16 protein-coding genes are annotated in these 18,865 nt (G+C 46.3%); all 16 read left to right on the forward strand.

Annotation, left to right across the window (positions count from 1 at the left end):
- The first annotated feature begins 106 nt into the window (after nucleotides 1-106).
- The 16 genes from ACZMB2_RS02520 (at nucleotide 107) to ACZMB2_RS02595 (ending at nucleotide 18,861) form a co-directional block, all read left to right on the forward strand.
- Entirely contained in the window at nucleotides 107-985 is an 879-nt protein-coding gene (locus ACZMB2_RS02520) for a YicC/YloC family endoribonuclease (protein WP_487595359.1), read from the forward strand.
- A gap of 48 nt (nucleotides 986-1,033) precedes the next feature.
- On the forward strand, nucleotides 1,034-1,666 hold the full coding sequence (gmk, locus tag ACZMB2_RS02525; protein ID WP_487595360.1) for a guanylate kinase: 633 nt from the start codon (nucleotides 1,034-1,036) through the stop codon (nucleotides 1,664-1,666).
- Nucleotides 1,667-1,668: 2 nt separating this feature from the next.
- Nucleotides 1,669-2,016, forward strand: coding sequence for a DNA-directed RNA polymerase subunit omega (gene rpoZ / locus ACZMB2_RS02530; RefSeq protein ID WP_487595361.1), 348 nt, complete (start codon nucleotides 1,669-1,671; stop codon nucleotides 2,014-2,016).
- A 24-nt stretch (nucleotides 2,017-2,040) separates the two neighbouring features.
- On the forward strand, nucleotides 2,041-3,657 hold the full coding sequence (gene ptsP / locus ACZMB2_RS02535) for a phosphoenolpyruvate--protein phosphotransferase (RefSeq protein WP_487595362.1): 1,617 nt from the start codon (nucleotides 2,041-2,043) through the stop codon (nucleotides 3,655-3,657).
- 56 nt (nucleotides 3,658-3,713) lie between these two features.
- Nucleotides 3,714-3,971 (forward strand): HPr family phosphocarrier protein, encoded by a 258-nt coding sequence (locus tag ACZMB2_RS02540; protein WP_487595363.1) that lies wholly within the window; start codon nucleotides 3,714-3,716, stop codon nucleotides 3,969-3,971.
- 94 nt (nucleotides 3,972-4,065) lie between these two features.
- Nucleotides 4,066-6,969 carry an insulinase family protein gene (locus ACZMB2_RS02545; protein WP_487595465.1) on the forward strand — a complete coding sequence of 968 codons (2,904 nt, stop codon included), beginning with the start codon at nucleotides 4,066-4,068 and terminating at the stop codon, nucleotides 6,967-6,969.
- A 32-nt stretch (nucleotides 6,970-7,001) separates the two neighbouring features.
- Nucleotides 7,002-7,907: a GTPase Era gene (gene era / locus ACZMB2_RS02550; RefSeq protein WP_487595364.1), complete on the forward strand. Its 906-nt coding sequence runs from the start codon at nucleotides 7,002-7,004 to the stop codon at nucleotides 7,905-7,907.
- 64 nt (nucleotides 7,908-7,971) lie between these two features.
- Entirely contained in the window at nucleotides 7,972-8,133 is a 162-nt protein-coding gene (locus ACZMB2_RS02555; protein ID WP_487595365.1) for a hypothetical protein, read from the forward strand.
- Entirely contained in the window at nucleotides 8,069-8,731 is a 663-nt protein-coding gene (gene recO, locus ACZMB2_RS02560; protein WP_487595366.1) for a DNA repair protein RecO, read from the forward strand. The genes ACZMB2_RS02555 and recO overlap by 65 nt, the downstream gene beginning before the upstream one ends.
- 54 nt (nucleotides 8,732-8,785) lie before the next feature.
- Nucleotides 8,786-9,373: a hypothetical protein gene (locus tag ACZMB2_RS02565; protein ID WP_487595367.1), complete on the forward strand. Its 588-nt coding sequence runs from the start codon at nucleotides 8,786-8,788 to the stop codon at nucleotides 9,371-9,373.
- A 17-nt stretch (nucleotides 9,374-9,390) separates the two neighbouring features.
- Nucleotides 9,391-10,788, forward strand: coding sequence for a glycine--tRNA ligase (locus tag ACZMB2_RS02570; RefSeq protein WP_487595368.1), 1,398 nt, complete (start codon nucleotides 9,391-9,393; stop codon nucleotides 10,786-10,788).
- Between the two features lie 79 nt (nucleotides 10,789-10,867).
- Complete coding sequence (locus ACZMB2_RS02575) at nucleotides 10,868-12,529, forward strand: diphosphate--fructose-6-phosphate 1-phosphotransferase (RefSeq protein WP_487595369.1); 1,662 nt, start codon at nucleotides 10,868-10,870, stop codon at nucleotides 12,527-12,529.
- A gap of 289 nt (nucleotides 12,530-12,818) precedes the next feature.
- Entirely contained in the window at nucleotides 12,819-15,449 is a 2,631-nt protein-coding gene (gene ppdK / locus ACZMB2_RS02580) for a pyruvate, phosphate dikinase (protein WP_487595370.1), read from the forward strand.
- Between the two features lie 322 nt (nucleotides 15,450-15,771).
- Nucleotides 15,772-16,533 (forward strand): nucleotide-binding protein, encoded by a 762-nt coding sequence (locus tag ACZMB2_RS02585; protein WP_118769774.1) that lies wholly within the window; start codon nucleotides 15,772-15,774, stop codon nucleotides 16,531-16,533.
- A complete protein-coding gene (locus tag ACZMB2_RS02590; protein ID WP_487595371.1) occupies nucleotides 16,530-17,810 on the forward strand; it encodes a nitrogenase component 1 in 1,281 nt (426 codons plus the stop codon). Before ACZMB2_RS02585 ends, ACZMB2_RS02590 begins: the two co-directional genes overlap by 4 nt.
- A gap of 4 nt (nucleotides 17,811-17,814) precedes the next feature.
- On the forward strand, nucleotides 17,815-18,861 hold the full coding sequence (locus tag ACZMB2_RS02595; RefSeq protein ID WP_487595372.1) for a nitrogenase component 1: 1,047 nt from the start codon (nucleotides 17,815-17,817) through the stop codon (nucleotides 18,859-18,861).
- Nucleotides 18,862-18,865 lie beyond the last annotated feature (4 nt).

Consider the following 18,865-nt stretch of genomic DNA (forward strand, 5'->3'; position numbering starts at 1 on the left):
CCTTTTCGTACCCCATTATTATACTTGACGCTATTGGCAAAATCAACTATAATGAAAATTACTATGGCGAGGGAATGTCCTCGCATTTCGTTTGGGGACGATGAATATGTTGAAAAGTATGACGGGTTTCGGACGCTATGAGCTGTCCGAAGGAGAGCGTAAGATCACGGTGGAGATGAAAACAGTTAATCACCGCTATCTGGATGTGACGCTCAAGATGCCGAAGAAGCTGAATTTTTTTGAATCTGCGATTCGGACTCTTCTGAAAGAGTATGTGCAGCGCGGTAAGATTGATGTGTTTATCACTTATGAAGATCTGAGCAGCAAAGGAGCAGCACTTACTTATAATAGGGCGGTTGCCGCTCAGTACATGGATTATTTCCGGCAGATGGCGGAAGAGTTTGCTCTTGAAAATAATGTAAAAGTTACCGATCTGGCAAGATGTCCGGAGGTGCTTACGCTGGAAGACCAGCAGGAAGATGAGGAAGAGATCTGGCAGATGCTGGAACAGGCGGTACGCGGAGCCTGTGAGAAGTTTGTAGAGACCCGTGTGAGGGAAGGTGAAGCACTGAAGACCGATCTTCTGGTGAAATTGGATGAGATGCTTGATCTCGTAGCAATGATTGAAGAACGTTCTCCGCAGATTGTCAAAGAATACCGCACGAAGCTGGAAAATAAAGTGCTGGAACTGCTTGCAGATACCCAGATGGATGAGGGGCGAATTGCTACAGAGGTAACTATTTTTGCGGACAAGATCTGTGTGGACGAAGAGATTGTGCGTCTGAAGAGCCACATTGAGGCAATGAAGAATGCGTTGAAGGCTGGCGGAAGTATTGGAAGGAAGCTGGACTTCATTGCACAGGAGATGAACCGGGAAGCGAATACGACGCTGTCAAAGGCCAATGATCTGGCTTTGGCAGACTGTGCTATTGATCTGAAGACTGGTATAGAGAAGGTAAGGGAGCAGATCCAAAACTTAGAATAAGCATTGAGCAGGGGTTATTTACATAGTAAAATAAAGCAGGGAGATCCGATGGACAGACAGGGAATTTTAATTATTGTATCCGGATTCTCAGGAGCCGGAAAAGGTACAATTATGAAGGAGCTGACTACACGATATGAACAGTATGCACTGTCCATATCTGCCACAACCCGTGACCCAAGACCAGGGGAAGAGGATGGAGTTGCTTACTTCTTCAAGACAAAGGAACAGTTTGAGCAGATGATTGCAGAGGGCGCGCTTATTGAGCATGCCTGCTATGTCAATAACTATTATGGAACACCAAGGGCTTATGTAGAAGCAGAGCTGGCGAAGGGCCATGACGTGATTCTGGAGATTGAGATTCAGGGTGCGCGTAAGATCAAGGAACAATATCCAGATGCAGTTCTCCTTTTTGTGAGCACAAAGGATGCAAAGACGTTAAAAGAACGTCTGGAAGGAAGGGGAACCGAATCACCGGAGGTGATTGCCCAGAGACTGGCCCGAGCTGTGCAGGAGTCCGAGGGAATGGAAGAGTATGACTATCTGGTGATCAACGATGTGCTGGAGAAATGTGTTGAGCAGGTACACGGTATTATCGAGGGAGAACATCGCAAGATGGAACATAACAAAGAAAGAATAGAAAAAATCAGACAGGACCTGAAGGGTTTTGCGAAAGGAGAATAATTATGTTACATCCGTCTTATACAGACTTAATGAAAACGATCAACAGTGAGGTAGAGGAAGGTGATACTCCGGTAGTAAACAGCCGGTATTCCATCGTTCTCGCAACCGCAAAAAGAGCCAGACAGCTGATTGCAGGAGAGGAAGCTTTTGTGAACAGCCGCGGCAAGAAACCGTTATCAATCGCAGTAGAAGAGATTGAGAAAGGTTTTGTTACGATCGAGCCGGAAAGCCACGAAGCAGAAGAAGCCGCAGCAGAGCCCGTTGCAGCAGAAACTATTTCCGTGACAGCAGAAGAAGCTGCTGAAACCCGTGAGGAGCTGGAAGAAACTCCGAAGACGGATGAAATTTAAGAGGGCTGGAGGAGAGAAGAATCTATGATAGTAAGAGAAGGAAAGAGCGTATTCAAAGGCGTTGCCATTGGCAAAATCTTTGTATACAAAAAAGCAGAGAAGACCGTAAGCCAGGAAAAGATTACGGATACTGCAGCTGAGCTTGCGCGCTATGAGGAAGCAAAAGCAAAAGCAATGTCTCAGTTGAAAGCTCTTTACGAGAAAGCACTCAAAGACGTAGGCGAAGAAGAGGCTATGATCTTTGACGTTCATCAGATGCTGCTGGATGATCTTGATTACAATGAGTCTATCCAGAATATCATCGAGAATGACAAAATGAATGCAGAGTATGCAGTGTTCATGACCTGCGAGCAGCTTGCAGCAATGTTCCTGAGCATGGATGATGATTATATGAGAGGACGTGCAGCAGATGTTAAAGACATTTCTGAGCGTGTGATCTCTATCCTGAACGGAAGCCAGGTAAGCCCGGAAGCAATGCCGGAGCCGGTAATTATTGTGGCAGAGGATCTGGCACCCAGTGAGACTGTTCAGTTTGATAAGAATAAGCTTCTTGCACTGGTAACACAGAAGGGTTCTGCAAATTCCCATACGGCGATTCTTGCAAGAACCATGAATATTCCTTCTCTGGTGACGACTGATATTGAAGTAAATCCGGAGTACAACGGAAAGATGGCAGTTGTTGATGGCTTTGCAGGCCTGATCTACATTGATCCGGACGAAGAGACCATGGCAAAAATGAGAGAGAAGAAAGGCCGTGCAGACCAGCAGCGCGCACTTCTTCAGGAAATGAAGGGAAAAGAGACCGTAACCCAGAGCGGAAAACATATTCATCTGTATTCTAATATCGGTGGCATTCAGGACGTTGATGCTGTTCTGGAGAACGATAGTGAGGGTATTGGCCTGTTCAGAAGTGAGTTCCTGTATCTTGGATGCGATGATTATCCGAGCGAGGAAGTGCAGTTTGAGGCATATAAGAAAGTTCTGTCCCGTATGGGTGGCAAGAAAGTCATTATCCGTACCATGGATATCGGTGCAGACAAACAGATTGATTACTTCAACCTGCCGAAAGAGGATAATCCGGCACTTGGATACCGTGCAATCCGTATCTGTCTGACCAGAGAGGATATTTTCCGTACCCAGCTGCGTGCACTTTATCGTGCATCTGCATTCGGAACCCTGTCCATCATGTTCCCGATGATTATCTCTGTCAAAGAGATCACCCGTATCAAGGAGATCGTAGAAGAGGTGAAACTGGAACTGGCAAGAGAGGACAAGCCGATGGGTGAGGTAGAGCTCGGTATTATGATCGAGACTCCGGCAGCAGCTGTGATCAGTGATCTGCTGGCTCCTCATGTAGACTTCTTCAGTATCGGAACCAACGACTTAAGCCAGTATACGCTTGCAATTGACCGTCAGAACCAGTCCCTGGACAGCTTCTTTGATCCGCATCACGAAGCAATCCTGCGTCTGATCCAGCTGACTATCGAGAATGCTCACAAATACGGCGCTTGGTGCGGCATCTGTGGAGAGCTTGGTGCAGATATGGAACTGACCCAGAGATTTATCCAAATGGGCATTGATGAGCTGAGTGTCTCTCCGGGATATACTCTGGAGCTTCGTAAACGCATTCGTGAATGTTAGAATTTACGGCAGATAAATTTTGTTAATATTTTTATAGAAAAAGGAGAATATAGATTATGAAATCATTTACTTACACTGTACAGGATGAATTAGGACTTCACGCAAGACCGGCTGGAATGCTGGCAAAGGCAGCAGCAGGATACAAGAGCGTTATCATGATTGATAACGGAACCAAGAAAGCTGATGCTAAAAGACTGATGGCTATCATGGGAATGGGCGTTAAAAAAGGTGCTGTTGTTACCGTAACCGTTGAGGGTGAGGATGAGGACGCAGCTTTTGCAGCAATCGAAGAGTTCTTCAAAACCAATCTGTAAGACAAGAAAAACACGACTGAATGAAAGAGCACCCGCACGGAGTTTTCTGTGCGGGTGTCTGCACTTAAAACCGGAGGTAAAATCATTGATCATCATGGAAAGACTGGCCGCATATGAACTGCTCAGCAAGGAAGAAATTCCGGAGCTTGATTCCGTCGGATATCTGCTGCGTCATAAAAAGACGGGAGCAAGAGTGGCATTGCTGGAAAATGCGGATGAAAATAAAGTATTTAATATCGGATTTCGGACTCCGCCGTCAGACAGCACGGGAGTGCCTCATATAATGGAACATTCCGTTCTATGTGGATCACGGGATTTTCCGGTAAAAGATCCTTTTGTGGAACTGGTAAAAGGATCTCTTAATACCTTCTTGAATGCCATGACCTATCCGGACAAGACCATGTATCCGGTGGCAAGCTGCAATGATCAGGATTTCCAGAACCTGATGCATGTTTATATGGATGCAGTATTCCACCCGAATATTTATAAAGAAGAGAAGATTTTTCGTCAGGAAGGCTGGCATTATGAGATGGACTCCGTGAATGCACCATTAAGCGTTAATGGAGTGGTTTATAATGAGATGAAGGGCGCCTTCTCCTCACCGGAGGACATGCTGGATCGGGAAATTATGACGACGCTCTATCCAGACACCACTTATTTTCATGAGTCTGGTGGAAATCCTAAATACATCCCGGACCTGACTTATGAGGCCTTTCTGGATTTCCATAGAAAGTATTATCATCCGTCCAACTGCTATATTTATCTTTATGGAAATATGGATATGACTAAGAAGCTGGAATGGATTGATGAAAAATATCTGTCCCAGTATGACTATCTGAAAGTGGATTCTGAGATTACCCTGCAGAAACCCTTCCGGAAACCGAAGGATCGGACGGTAGAATACCCGGTTTCAGCAGAGGAGGAAGGGGAAGATCAGGCATATCTTTCTTATAATGCTGTGGTTGGTACTTCTCTGGATGCAGACCTTTATTTGGCATTTCAGGTGTTGGAGTATGCGCTTCTTTCGGCACCAGGGGCACCGCTGAAACAGGCCCTTCTGGATGCTGGAATCGGTCACGATATTCTGAGTAGCTATGAGAATGGTATTGCCCAGCCCTATTTCTCTGTGATTGCCAAGCAGGCAAAGGAAGAGCAGCAGGATGCATTTGTAAAAGTAGTCCGTGAGACGCTGGGCAGTATTGTAGAGCATGGGTTTGACCGTAAGGCACTGCAGGCAGGAATTAATTATTATGAATTCCGTTACCGGGAAGCTGATTTTGGAGGTTATCCAAAGGGGCTTATGTATGGACTTCAGATGATGGACAGCTGGCTGTATGATGAAAATCAGCCCTTCCTTCACCTGATTGCCCTTGACCGTTTCAACAAACTGAAAAAACAGCTGGATAACGGATATTTTGAAGGTCTGGTTCAGAAGTATCTTCTGGATAATCCCCACAGAGCTGTGCTGGTATTAAAACCGGTGCCAGGTCTGGAGGCAAAAGAGACAGAAGAACTGCAGAAAAAGCTGGATGCATATAAAAGCAATCTGCCCACAGAAAAACAGCAGGCAATTGTAGATTTTGCAAAAGAGCTGAAACAGTATCAGGATGAACCATCCCCTCAGGAAGATCTGGAGAAGATCCCTATGCTGAAGAGGGAGGATATCCGTAGAAAAACACTCCCGCTGACCAACGAAGAGTTTTCTGTAGAGAATGTTACCGTGCTTCACCAGAATCTGTTCACGGCAGGTATTAATTATATTAACCTCCTGTTTGATGCAGAACAGCTCCCGGATGATCTGGTGCCTTATCTGGGACTTCTGAAACATGTGCTGGGATATGTGGATACAGAGAATTACAGCTACGGAGAGCTGTTCAACGAGATCAACTGCCACACGGGCGGAGTCAGCTCTACAGTGAATCTCTATGGTGATATTCGTGAACCGGAGAAATTCCATACCAGATTTGAAATCCGTACCAAAGTATTGGTGGAAAATACAGATTTTGCATTTGCCATGATCCGGGAGATCGTCAGTCGGACAAAACTTGATGATGACAAGCGTCTTCATGAGATTTTGTCGCAGGTAAAGTCCAGACTTCATATGTATCTGACTTCCTCAGGACATTCCGCAGCAGCCATCCGTGCCATGGCGAAATTCTCCAGATCAGCGAAAATGAATGATCGTATGAGTGGTGTGGCATTTTTCCAGACCATCGATGCGCTGGAAAAAGACTTTGACGGACAGAAAGAGACGATTAAGAAAAATTTAAGGGCAGTCATGGAATATGTACTTCGTCCGGAACATCTGGTAGTCAGCTGTACTTCCCGAAAAAATGGACTGGAGGCCGTGAAAGCAGAGATTCCGGCACTGAAAGCCGTGCTCTTTACAGAAAAACTGCCGGAATATGATATTTCCGAAAAGAAGGAAGAAGAAGCTCTTAAAGAAGGAATTAAAATTCCGTCTGCTGTTCAGTATGTGGCAAGAGCCGGACATATTGGTTATTACACAGGCGCATATCGAATTTTGAAGGTGATCTTGAGTTATGACTATCTGTGGATTCAGGTGCGTGTCAAAGGCGGAGCCTATGGCTGCATGAGCGGATTTGGACGTTATGGTGACAGCTATCTGGTATCTTACCGTGATCCGAACCTTCAGAAGACCAATGAAGTATTTGAGCATACACCGGAATATGTGGAGAATTTTGAGGCCGGAGAGCGGGACATGACCAAATATATCATCGGAGCCATCAGCGAGATGGATACGCCGCTGACACCGTCTGCAGAGGGTAACCGTTCTATGTCCGCATGGATTACCCATATGACCGAGGAAGATTATCAGAGTGTCAGAAACCAGGTGCTGGATGCACAACCAGAAGACATCCGCGCATTGGCAGGTGGCATCCGGGAGCTTCTGAAAGAAGGCAGCTTCTGTGTGATCGGAAATGAAAGCCGTCTGGAAAAAGATAAAGAACTGTTTGATCAGGTAAAAAGCCTGTAAGCCAGGATGTGAGGAAAGGACAGAAGAAAAGAATGAGCGAACAGAAAAAATCAGGATTTGCCACATTGATCGGCAGACCGAATGTGGGAAAATCTACGCTGATGAATCAGATCATCGGTCAGAAGATTGCCATTACTTCCAATAAGCCCCAGACTACCAGAAACCGTATTCAGACGGTTTATACCTGTGACGAAGGACAGATCGTATTTCTGGATACACCAGGTATTCACAAGGCGAAGAACAAACTGGGTGAATACATGGTCAATGTTGCGGAGCGCACACTGAAAGAAGTGGATGTGGTGCTCTGGCTGGTAGAGCCGACGACTTTTATTGGAGCCGGAGAGCGACACATTGCAGAACAACTTACCCATGCCAATGTGCCGGTAGTTCTGGTTATCAATAAAATTGACCGTGTAAAAAAAGAAGAAGTACTGACCTTTATTGATGCTTACCGCCAGATCCTGAATTTCGCAGAGATTGTGCCGGTATCTGCATTGAAAGGAACCAATACGGATACACTGGTAAACGTGATCTTTAAGTATCTTCCTTATGGTCCTATGTTCTATGATGAGGATACGGTAACCGACCAGCCACTGCGTCAGATTACGGCAGAACTGATCAGGGAGAAAGCATTAAAACTTCTTGATGAGGAAATTCCCCATGGCATTGCTGTTTCTATCGAACAGATGAAGCCGCGGCCAAATGGAAAGATCTGGGACATTGAGGCGACAATCGTCTGCGAGAGAGATTCCCATAAAGGAATTATCATCGGAAAAGGCGGCGCCATGCTGAAGAAAATAGGCTCTGCTGCACGCTATGAGATCGAGCGCCAGTTGGATGCCAAAGTAAACTTGCGTCTCTGGGTCAAGGTAAAGAAAGACTGGAGAGATTCTGATTTCCTGATGAAAAATTTTGGATATGATAAGAAAGAAGTATAGCCTGCACCTGCTTCGGAAATTCTAATAGTACACAGAATGGAGGAAGCGGAGGCGAAGCTTTAAGATGGATCATTGGAGTCGATTTGCACACACCGGAGATGTACGGGAATATCTGGCCTACAAAGCAGAACAGTGCGGGGCTGGAAGGGTAGGAAAGAAACATGAGCAGTCAGAACTGCACAGTGACAGGAATGATACTGTCTGCCGTGCCGGCAGGGGAATATGATAAACTGGTGGTTATTCTGACAAAGGAACGGGGAAAGATCCGGGCCTTTGCCAGAGGGGCCAGGAGGCTTAATAATCCGTTAATGGCGGCGGTGAACCCATTTGTGTTTGGCCAGTTTCAGCTTTATGAAGGAAGAACTTCCTATACACTGTCCCAGGCGTCGGTACAGAATTATTTCAGTGAACTGATGCTGGATTTTGAAGGTTCTTGCTACGGACAGTATTTTCTGGAGTTTGCAGATTACTATACCAGGGAGAATGTAGACGGTATGGATTATCTGAAACTGTTATATCAGTCCCTGCGGGCCTTATCGATTCCGGCGCTTCCAAGAACGCTGATCCGGTACATATATGAACTGAAAGCTATGGCATACAGTGGGGAGTGTCCGCAGGAGTGGAGTATCTTTGAATCCTGGGATCTGGATCCTTCTACAAAGTATGCCTTTCAGTATGTGATTGCATCTTCTGTGGAAAAGCTGTATACTTTCACGTTAAAGGAGCATGTCTGCGAAGAATTTGGCAGAATTGTAACCTGGATGAGGGAACATTATGTGGATCATCGGTTCAAATCGTTGGAAATACTTGAAACTTGCCTGTGAATAAGGTAGAATGTTCACGTGTGCCGGAAAAAGATACAACGAGGAGGGATGTGTATGAAGAAATGGTTTTCAGCCATCTGCATTCTGGCGGTCACGCTTTTGAGTGTCGGATGCGGCAGCTCCTTTGATCCATCGGTATCTTCGATTTATATACATAAGAATGGAGAAATAACCGAGGCGGTTGTGGAAAGCTTTGTGAAGGACTATTACAGCTTTGATGAATTTCAGTCCATGATCGAGAGGGAGATCAGTACATATAATCAGGGATTTGACAGGGAAGAGATTTCGCTGAAGAGTCTGGAAATGAAAAATGATACGATCTATCTGCAGCTGAATTATGCAGATGCAGAGAGCTACAGTAAATACAACGAGGTATATTGTTTCCAGGGAAGCATTGATGATGCGCTTTCTGAAGGCCGGTCTTTTGACATGACCTTTAAGGATGCAGATTACCAGGAATACACAACCACGGAAGTCACAGAGAAGACGTCGGATCCGGTGCTGGTCTTGAAGTCAGAGTGCGTGGTAGTGACAGAACAGCCCATAAAATATGTCAGCAACAATGTGGAGATCCTTGGAAGCCACACGGCAGAAGTGATGCCCATTGATGATGAAGCGGAATACGCCTACATTATATATTGATAAGGAGAGTATCTCAAATGGAAAAGACGATGGAAAAAATCGTAGCACTTGCAAAAAACCGCGGATTTGTATATCCAGGAAGTGAAATCTACGGCGGCCTGGCTAATACCTGGGATTATGGTAACCTTGGTGTTGAGCTGAAAAACAATGTAAAAAAAGCATGGTGGAAAAAATTCGTTCAGGAGAATCCCTACAATGTAGGTGTTGACTGTGCGATCCTGATGAACCCGCAGACCTGGGTTGCATCCGGACATCTGGGCGGCTTCTCAGATCCGCTGATGGACTGTAAGAGCTGTAAAGAACGTTTTCGTGCAGATAAGCTGATCGAGGATTATATGGATGAGCACAAAATCGAGCACGAGGGTGGCGTAGACGGATGGTCTCAGGAAGAGATGAAAGCATATATCGACGAACATGATATCTGCTGTCCGAAATGCGGTAAGAAAGATTTTACCGATATCCGTCAGTTCAACCTGATGTTCAAGACTTTCCAGGGTGTTACTGAGGATGCAAAAAATACTGTATATCTTCGTCCGGAGACTGCACAGGGTATTTTCGTAAACTTCAAGAATGTACAGAGAACTTCCAGAAAGAAAATTCCGTTTGGTATCGGACAGATCGGTAAATCTTTCCGTAACGAGATCACACCGGGTAACTTTACTTTCCGTACCCGTGAGTTCGAGCAGATGGAGCTGGAATTCTTCTGCAAACCTGGTACTGACCTTGATTGGTTCCAGTACTGGAGGGCATTCTGCCGTGACTGGCTCCTTTCCCTTGGTATCAAAGAGGATGAGATGCGTCTCCGTGACCATTCTCCTGAGGAGCTTTGCTTCTATAGTAAAGGAACCACGGATATCGAGTATCTGTTCCCCTTTGGATGGGGCGAGCTGTGGGGAATCGCAGACCGTACTGATTATGATCTGACCCAGCATCAGAACGTATCCGGACAGGATATGACTTATTTTGATGATGAGAGCAAGGAAAAATACATTCCGTATGTAATTGAGCCGTCACTGGGAGCTGACCGTGTGGTTCTGGCATTCCTGTGTGCAGCTTATGATGAGGAAAACATCGGAACAGAGGAAAAACCGGATATGAGAACGGTTCTTCATTTCCATCCGGCACTGGCTCCGGTGAAGATCGGTGTGCTTCCGCTGTCCAAGAAACTGAACGAGGGCGCTGAAAAGGTATATACGGAGCTTTGCAAAAAATATAACTGCGAGTTCGATGACAGAGGAAACATCGGTAAGAGATATCGTCGTCTTGACGAGATTGGAACTCCGTTCTGTGTAACTTACGATTTTGAGTCCGAGACTGATGGCTGTGTAACTGTCAGAGATCGTGATACCATGGAGCAGGAGCGTGTGGCAATCGCTGATCTGGACGCTTATTTTGAGAAAAAATTTGAGTTTTAATTTAAAACCAAAGGTTGACGAAATTACCTGATAATGGTAGTTTATTAGTTGAGAAATCTATGACAAAGGAGTAACTATTATGAATCTTTCACCACTTCAGAAAGCAAGATATGAGTATGTTCCGAAGCTTCCAGGAATGCTCAGACATGGAATTTCCGAGATCGCTGTTAAAAAAGGCGAGGCTACTACAAGTGCAGCAGATCAGGAGAAGATCGCTGAACTGTTCCCGAACACCTATGGTGAGCCGGAAGTTACTTTTGAAAAAGGAGAGAATACTTCTGTTGCTAAAAAGCAGGTAGTAGGTGTTATCCTTTCCGGCGGACAGGCACCGGGCGGACACAACGTTGTAAGCGGTCTGTACGATGCACTGAAAGCTACGAATAAAGAGAACGTTCTGATCGGTTTCAAGGGCGGCCCCAGCGGACTGATCGAGGACAATTTCATCGTATTTGATGATGAGTACATCAACCAGTACAGAAATACCGGTGGATTCGATATCATCGGTTCCGGAAGAACCAAACTGGAGACCGAAGAGCAGTTTCAGATTGCAACAGAGGTTTGCAAAAAACATGGCATCACTGCTATCGTTATCATTGGTGGAGACGATTCCAACACCAACGCTTGTGTACTTGCTGAGTACATGGCAGCACATAAGACCGGCGTACAGGTAATCGGTTGCCCGAAGACCATCGACGGCGACCTGAAGAACGAGGATATTGAGATCTCCTTCGGTTTCGATACCGCAACCAAGACTTACAGTGAGCTCATCGGAAACATCGAGAGAGATTGTAACTCCGCTAAAAAATACTGGCACTTTGTAAAAGTGATGGGACGTTCTGCTTCTCATGTAGCTCTGGAGTGCGCTCTGGAGTGCCAGCCGAACATCTGCCTCATTTCTGAGGAAGTAAAGGCTAAAAAACAGTCTCTGTCTGAAATCGCTGATTACATCGCCGATGCAGTAGAGAAGAGAGCAGCTAATGGCAACAACTTCGGTGTAGTTGTTATTCCGGAGGGTGTTGTTGAGTTCGTTCCGGAGTTCTCCGCACTGATCAACGAGATCAACGAACTTCTTGCAGGCAGCAAGGCAGATGCATTCAACGCACTGGAGAGCTGGGCTGAGAAATACGCATTCATCGAGAAAGGACTTTCCAAAGAGGCTATGGCTGTATTTGCAATCCTTCCGCAGGCAATTCAGCAGCAGCTGTTCTTGGAGAGAGATCCCCACGGAAACGTACAGGTATCCCTCATCGAGTCCGAGAAACTGTTTGCGGCTTTGGTAGGAGATAAGCTGAAAGCAAGAAAAGCAGCAGGAACTTATACCGGAAAATATGCAACTCAGACTCATTTCTTCGGATATGAAGGAAGATGCGCATTCCCGTCCAACTTTGATGCTGATTACTGCTATTCTCTTGGATACAATGCATTCATGCTGATCCAGTACGGATTCAACGGATATCTTTCCAAAGTTTCCAATCTGTCCAATCCGGCAGAAGAGTGGGTTGCAGGCGGTATGCCGATCACCAAGATGATGAACATCGAGAGAAGACATGGTGAGGACAAACCTGTTATCAAGAAAGCACTTGTTGAGCTTGACGGAAAGCCGTTCAAATACTTCGAGGCACACAGAGATGAGTGGGCTGTAGAGACGGAGTACACCTTCCCGGGTGCAATCCAGTACTATGGACCGACTGAGGTTTGTGACCTCACTACCAGAACTCTTGCTCTGGAGCAGGGTAAATAATTACGATTCTTGAAAAGGGCTGCTGCACGAAAGTGCGGCGGCTCTTTTTTCATATAGTACATTTTGTTTTTTTGAAAAGCTTTCTGGAATTGTCTTTTTGTATATTCTGCATTGCTCTGAAAATATATTTCATTGTATTTTGAAAAAAACTTTCACAAATCTGTGAAAATCGCACAATGATAGTTGACTTTTGACAGGGATATGTTATGATATTTGTGTGCGCAAAGAAGAACTCGGTGGTGGAGTTGCGCTTTTATTCTTTTATTTTCTATTTTTAGGAGGGCATGTAATGGCAAAGTGGGTTTATCTTTTTAAAGAAGGAGACGCCAGCATGAGAAATCTGTTAGGAGGCAAAGGAGCTAACCTGGCAGAGATGACAAATATTGGACTTCCGGTTCCGCAGGGATTTACGATTACAACGGAAGCCTGCACTCAGTATTATGAGGACGGCCGCGAGATCAACGAAGAAATTCAGGGACAGATTAATGAGTATATTGGTAAGATGGAAGAGATTACTGGAAAGAAATTCGGAGATGCAGAGAATCCGCTGCTCGTATCCGTACGTTCCGGAGCACGTGCTTCCATGCCGGGTATGATGGATACCATCCTGAACCTGGGACTGAATGAGACGGTAGTAGAAGTTCTTGCAAAGAAATCCGGCAATCCGCGTTGGGCATGGGACTGCTACAGAAGATTTATTCAGATGTACTCTGATGTAGTAATGGAAGTTGGCAAGAAATATTTCGAGGAGCTCATCGATAAGATGAAAGCCGAGAAGGGTGTTACCTTTGACGTTGAGCTGACTGCAGATGACTTAAAGACTCTGGCAGAGCAGTTTAAGGCAGAATATAAGGAAAAAATCGGTGAGGATTTCCCGTCTGAGCCGAAGGAGCAGCTGATGGGAGCAATCAAAGCTGTATTCCGTTCTTGGGACAATCCTCGTGCAAACGTATATCGTCGTGACAATGATATCCCCTATTCCTGGGGTACCGCTGTAAACGTACAGATGATGGCATTTGGTAACATGGGTGATGACTGTGGTACTGGTGTTGCCTTCACCCGTGATCCGGCTACCGGCGAGAAGAAGCTGATGGGTGAGTTCCTGATCAATGCACAGGGAGAGGACGTTGTTGCAGGCGTTCGTACTCCGATGCCGATCGCTAAGATGGCAGAAGAGTTCCCGGAGGCATTCGCTCAGTTTGAGGAAGTATGTAAGACTCTGGAGACCCATTACCGCGATATGCAGGATATGGAGTTCACTGTTGAGAATAAGAAGCTGTACATGCTGCAGACCCGTAACGGTAAGAGAACTGCAAAAGCAGCTCTGAAGATTGCTTGTGATCTGGTAGATGAGGGTATGAGAACACCGGAAGAAGCAGTGGCTATGATCGAGCCGCGTAACCTTGACGCTCTTCTTCATCCAACCTTCGATACCGCAGCACTGAAAGCAGCTACCCCGATTGCAAAAGCACTGGGAGCAGCTCCTGGAGCAGCTTGTGGTAAGATCGTCTTCACCGCAGAAGATGCAGAGAACTGGGCAGCAAGAGGCGAGAAAGTGGTTCTGGTTCGTCTGGAGACCTCTCCGGAAGACATTACTGGTATGAAAGTATCCCAGGGCATCCTGACCGTTCGTGGTGGTATGACCAGCCATGCAGCAGTAGTTGCACGTGGTATGGGCGCATGCTGTGTATCCGGATGCGGCGATATCATTATGGATGAAGCAAATAAGAAATTCACTCTGGCAGGTAAAGAGTACCATGAGGGAGATGTAATCTCCTTTGACGGTTCCACCGGATGCATCTATGACGGAGCAATTCCGACTGTAGACGCTAAGATCGCTGGTGACTTCGATCGTATCATGGAGTGGGCTGATGAATTCAGAACCATGAAAGTAAGAACCAATGCAGATACGCCTGCAGATGCCAAGAAAGCTCGTGAGCTGGGTGCAGAAGGTATTGGTCTCTGCCGTACCGAGCATATGTTCTTCGAGGGCGACAGAATCGATGCATTCCGTGAGATGATCTGCTCTGATACTGTAGAAGAGAGAGAAGAGGCACTGTCCAAGATTCTTCCGCTGCAGCAGGGTGACTTCGAGCAGTTATATGAGGCTATGGAAGGAGAACCGGTTACTATCCGTTTCCTGGATCCGCCTCTGCATGAGTTCGTTCCGACTGAGGAAGAGGATATTAAAAAACTTGCTGATGCAAAGGGCAAGACCGTAGAGGATATCAAAGCTATCATTGATTCTCTCCATGAGTTCAACCCGATGCTTGGACACAGAGGATGCCGTCTTGCAGTTACCTATCCGGAAATTGCCAAGATGCAGACCGCAGCTGTTATCCGTGCAGCTATCAACGTATCCAAGAAACATCCGGATTGGAAGATCGTTCCGGAGATCATGATTCCGTTGGTAGGAGAGATCAAAGAGCTGAAATATGTAAAGAATATTGTTGTTGAGACTGCAGATGCAGAGATCAAAGCAGCTGGTGTAGAGATGGAATACGAAGTAGGTACTATGATCGAGGTTCCGAGAGCTGCTCTTACCGCTGATCAGATCGCTGAAGAGGCTGAGTTCTTCTGCTTCGGTACCAACGACCTGACCCAGATGACCTACGGCTTCTCCCGTGATGACGCAGGCAAATTCCTGGATGCATACTTCGACGCTAAGATCATCGAGAATGACCCGTTCGCAAGACTGGATCAGACCGGTGTTGGTCAGCTGATGGAGATGGCAATTGAGAAAGGTAAGAAAGTTCGCCCGACACTGCATTGCGGTATCTGTGGAGAGCACGGTGGAGATCCGTCTTCCGTAGAGTTCTGCAACAAGCTGGGTCTGGACTACGTTTCCTGCTCACCGTTCCGTGTGCCGATCGCTCGCCTTGCTGCAGCACAGGCAGCTATTGCACAGAAAAACAAATAAGATAATCTTGTGAAAATGAGATGAGAACCGGGGAGCCATGAGCTCCCCGGTTTTTTACTATACAGTTCGTGTTGACTAATTTGTATGCCGGATGATAAAATAATGAAAAAGATTACTGTATCTGATTCATCCATCTGTCAAATATTTGGTGAAAAAGACATAACAGTAATGAATTGTGAGAAAACTCTGATGGCAAGGATAATCCGAGCAGGAATAGTTACGATATATGACTTTACTGAACCATTTTCCTGACAAACTGCCGGGAAAGTGGTTTTTTTGCGTAGAAAACTTCGTTTTCAATACGAAATAACAGGAGGGAAACATGTTAAAGGTAGCAGTATATGGAAAGGGCGGGATTGGAAAATCTACAGTAACTTCGAATCTGGCGGCGGCATTTGCCAATATGGGAAAACGTGTCATTCAGATCGGATGTGATCCGAAAGCGGATTCTACCATCAATTTACTTGGGGGAGAGCCTCTTCGTCCGGTGATGAATTATATGAGGGAAGAGGATGAAGAGCCGGATGAGCTGTCACAGATTTCAAAGGAGGGTTATGGAGGAATCCTCTGCATTGAGACCGGAGGACCAACACCTGGACTTGGCTGTGCGGGACGTGGAATTATTGCGACGTTTCAGCTTCTCGAAGATATGGAACTGTTTGAGCATTATAAACCAGATGTGGTCTTGTATGATGTCCTGGGTGATGTGGTATGCGGCGGATTTGCAGCACCCATTCGTGAGGGATATGCGGATAAGGTTCTGATCGTTACCTCCGGGGAGAAAATGGCGCTGTATGCGGCTAACAATATTTCCAGCGCAGTCAGAAACTTCGAAGACCGCAGCTATGCCCGAGTATTTGGCATTGTGTTAAATCATAGAAATGTGGAGAATGAGAAGGAAAAGGTACAGGCATTTTCAGAAAAGATCGGAGTGCCGATCGTGGGCGAAGTGCCAAGAAGTGATGAAATTATCCACTGGGAGGAACAGGGAAAGACTGTGATCGAGGGAGATCCGACTTCGGACATCAGCAAATGTTTCCTTGATCTGGCTGCATTGTTGTGGAAAGAAGAGGAATATGCATGAAACAGGAAGCCTATTTTTGTAGGGTAAAAGAGCTGAATGAACTTGGAAAAGAGAATATTCCCAAACAGCTGATTTCCCATACCCATCTGATCTACAGCTCCCCGGCGACGCTGGCTTTTAACTCTCCGGGAGCAGAAGGATTCGGTGTGAAGCGCGCAGGCCTGGCGGTGCCGGATTCGATTATGCTGATTGTATCTCCGGGATGCTGCGGACGCAATACTTCGGTTCTCAGCTCCATGGGGGCGTATCATGACCGGTTTTATTACCTGTTGATGGATGAGACGGATATTGTAACGGGAAGACATTTGAAAAAGATTCCAAAGGCGGTGGCAGAGATCTGCGAAGGGCTTGAGAAGAAGCCGTCTGTTGTAATGATCTGTATTACCTGTGTGGATGCGCTGCTCGGCACGGATATGGAACGAGTCTGTCATAAGGCAGAGGAATATGCAGGAATTCCGGTGAAGCCCTGTTATATGTATGCATTGACCAGAGAAGGCAGAAAGCCTCCCATGGTGCATGTTCGGCAGTCCATTTATTCCCTGCTGGAGCCGAAGAAGAAAAAAGGAAATGTAGTAAATTTACTGGGATATTTTTCGCCGCTGGTGGATGACTGTGAGTTGTATGAGTTACTTCACGGTGCGGGAGTGAAAACGATTCATGAGATTTCCAGATGCAGCGATTACGCAGAATATCAGACTATGGCGGAAGCAAATTTTAATCTGGTACTGCACCCGGAAGCACGTTTTGCAGCAGAGGATTTTCATGATCGGTTGAAAATTCCGTATATTGAGCTGAGAAGACTTTATCAGATTGATAAAATTGCCAGCCAGTATCGTGCCTTTGGGGCGGCACTGGGTGTGGAATTTGATGATGAAGCACCGCGCAAAGAAGCGGAAGCGGCAATCACAAAATTCCGGGAAACGCATCCGGATGCATCTTTTGCTGTCGGAGAATGGATGAATGGAGATCCCTTTGAACTGGCGCTGGCACTGGCACGGTATGGATTCCGTGTGCCGGAGATTTATGGAACCTTATCCGGTGAAAATTTTATCTATGTGAAACAGCTGGCAGTTTTAAGCCCGGAGACAAAAGTCTTCTCCAACCTGGAACCAACGATGTTGTATTATGACGGAAGCCAGTCCGGTGTCAACCTGACCATTGGAAAAGATGCCGGATATTACCATAAGGGATGTCCCAACGTGCGTTGGAACGAGGAACGGCAGCCCTTTGGCTATGCAGGAGTGCGCAGACTGTTTGAGGCATTGGCGGAGGTGTAATACAATGAGAGGACTGAGAAAATATCTGACACCTTTTGCACCGGATCAATCCGGAGCAGTGTCTGTGTTCTATGAATTTGGTGGAATTATCGTGATTTGCGATGCCGGTGGCTGCACCGGAAATATCTGCGGATTTGATGAACCCCGGTGGTTTGAAAGTAAAAGTGCCCTGTTCAGTGCAGGACTCCGTGATATGGATGCAATTCTTGGACGGGATGACCGCCTGGTAGAAAAACTTGCAGATGCAGCCACAAAGCTGGATGCGAAGTTTGCAGCTATTATCGGGACACCGGTTCCGGCAGTTATCGGAACGGATTACCATGCATTAAAGCGCATGACGGAGAAAAAAGTGAATCTGCCGATCATGACCGTGGATACGGACGGCATGGAACTGTATGACAAAGGCGAAGAAAAAGCATGGCTGGAACTGTTTTTCGTATTTGCAGGTGAAAAAGAAGAAGTGATTCCTGGACGAATCGGGATTCTTGGCATGACACCGCAGGATATCAGTGACCTGCGTGCGGCGGACCGTATCCGGGAACGCTTTGCAGCAGAAGGAAAAACAGCGGTCTGTTATGGAATGGGAGACGGACTGGAGGCTGTGAAGAAGGTTCCCAATGTGGAGAAACATATCGTGGTATCTCCGGCGGCTTTGGAGGCGGCGAAATATCTGGAACGCACTTATGGAACTCCCTACGAGGTTGGTTATCCTCTGGTGGAGGAACTGATTTCTGAGATGGATTATTCCGGAAAAAGAGTACTGATCGTACAGCAGCAGGTGATTGGTTCTGCGATCCGTGAAGAAATCTTAAAGAAAGCACCGGATGCCCAGGTAACGGTAGCAAGCTGGTTTATGGTAAAGCCGGAACTTCGTAAGGAAGGAGATCTTCACCTGCGGGATGAAGAGGATTATATAAAGCTGGTAGAAGACGGAGATTTCGATGTGATTTATGCGGATCGCTGTATGGAGCGGATGACACCAAAATTTGGCGGAACTTTTGTGGACACCGTACATTTTGCCGTGTCGGGTCGTCTTGCAGGAGCAGAATAACAGA

The organism is Hominiventricola sp., from assembly GCF_057604405.1.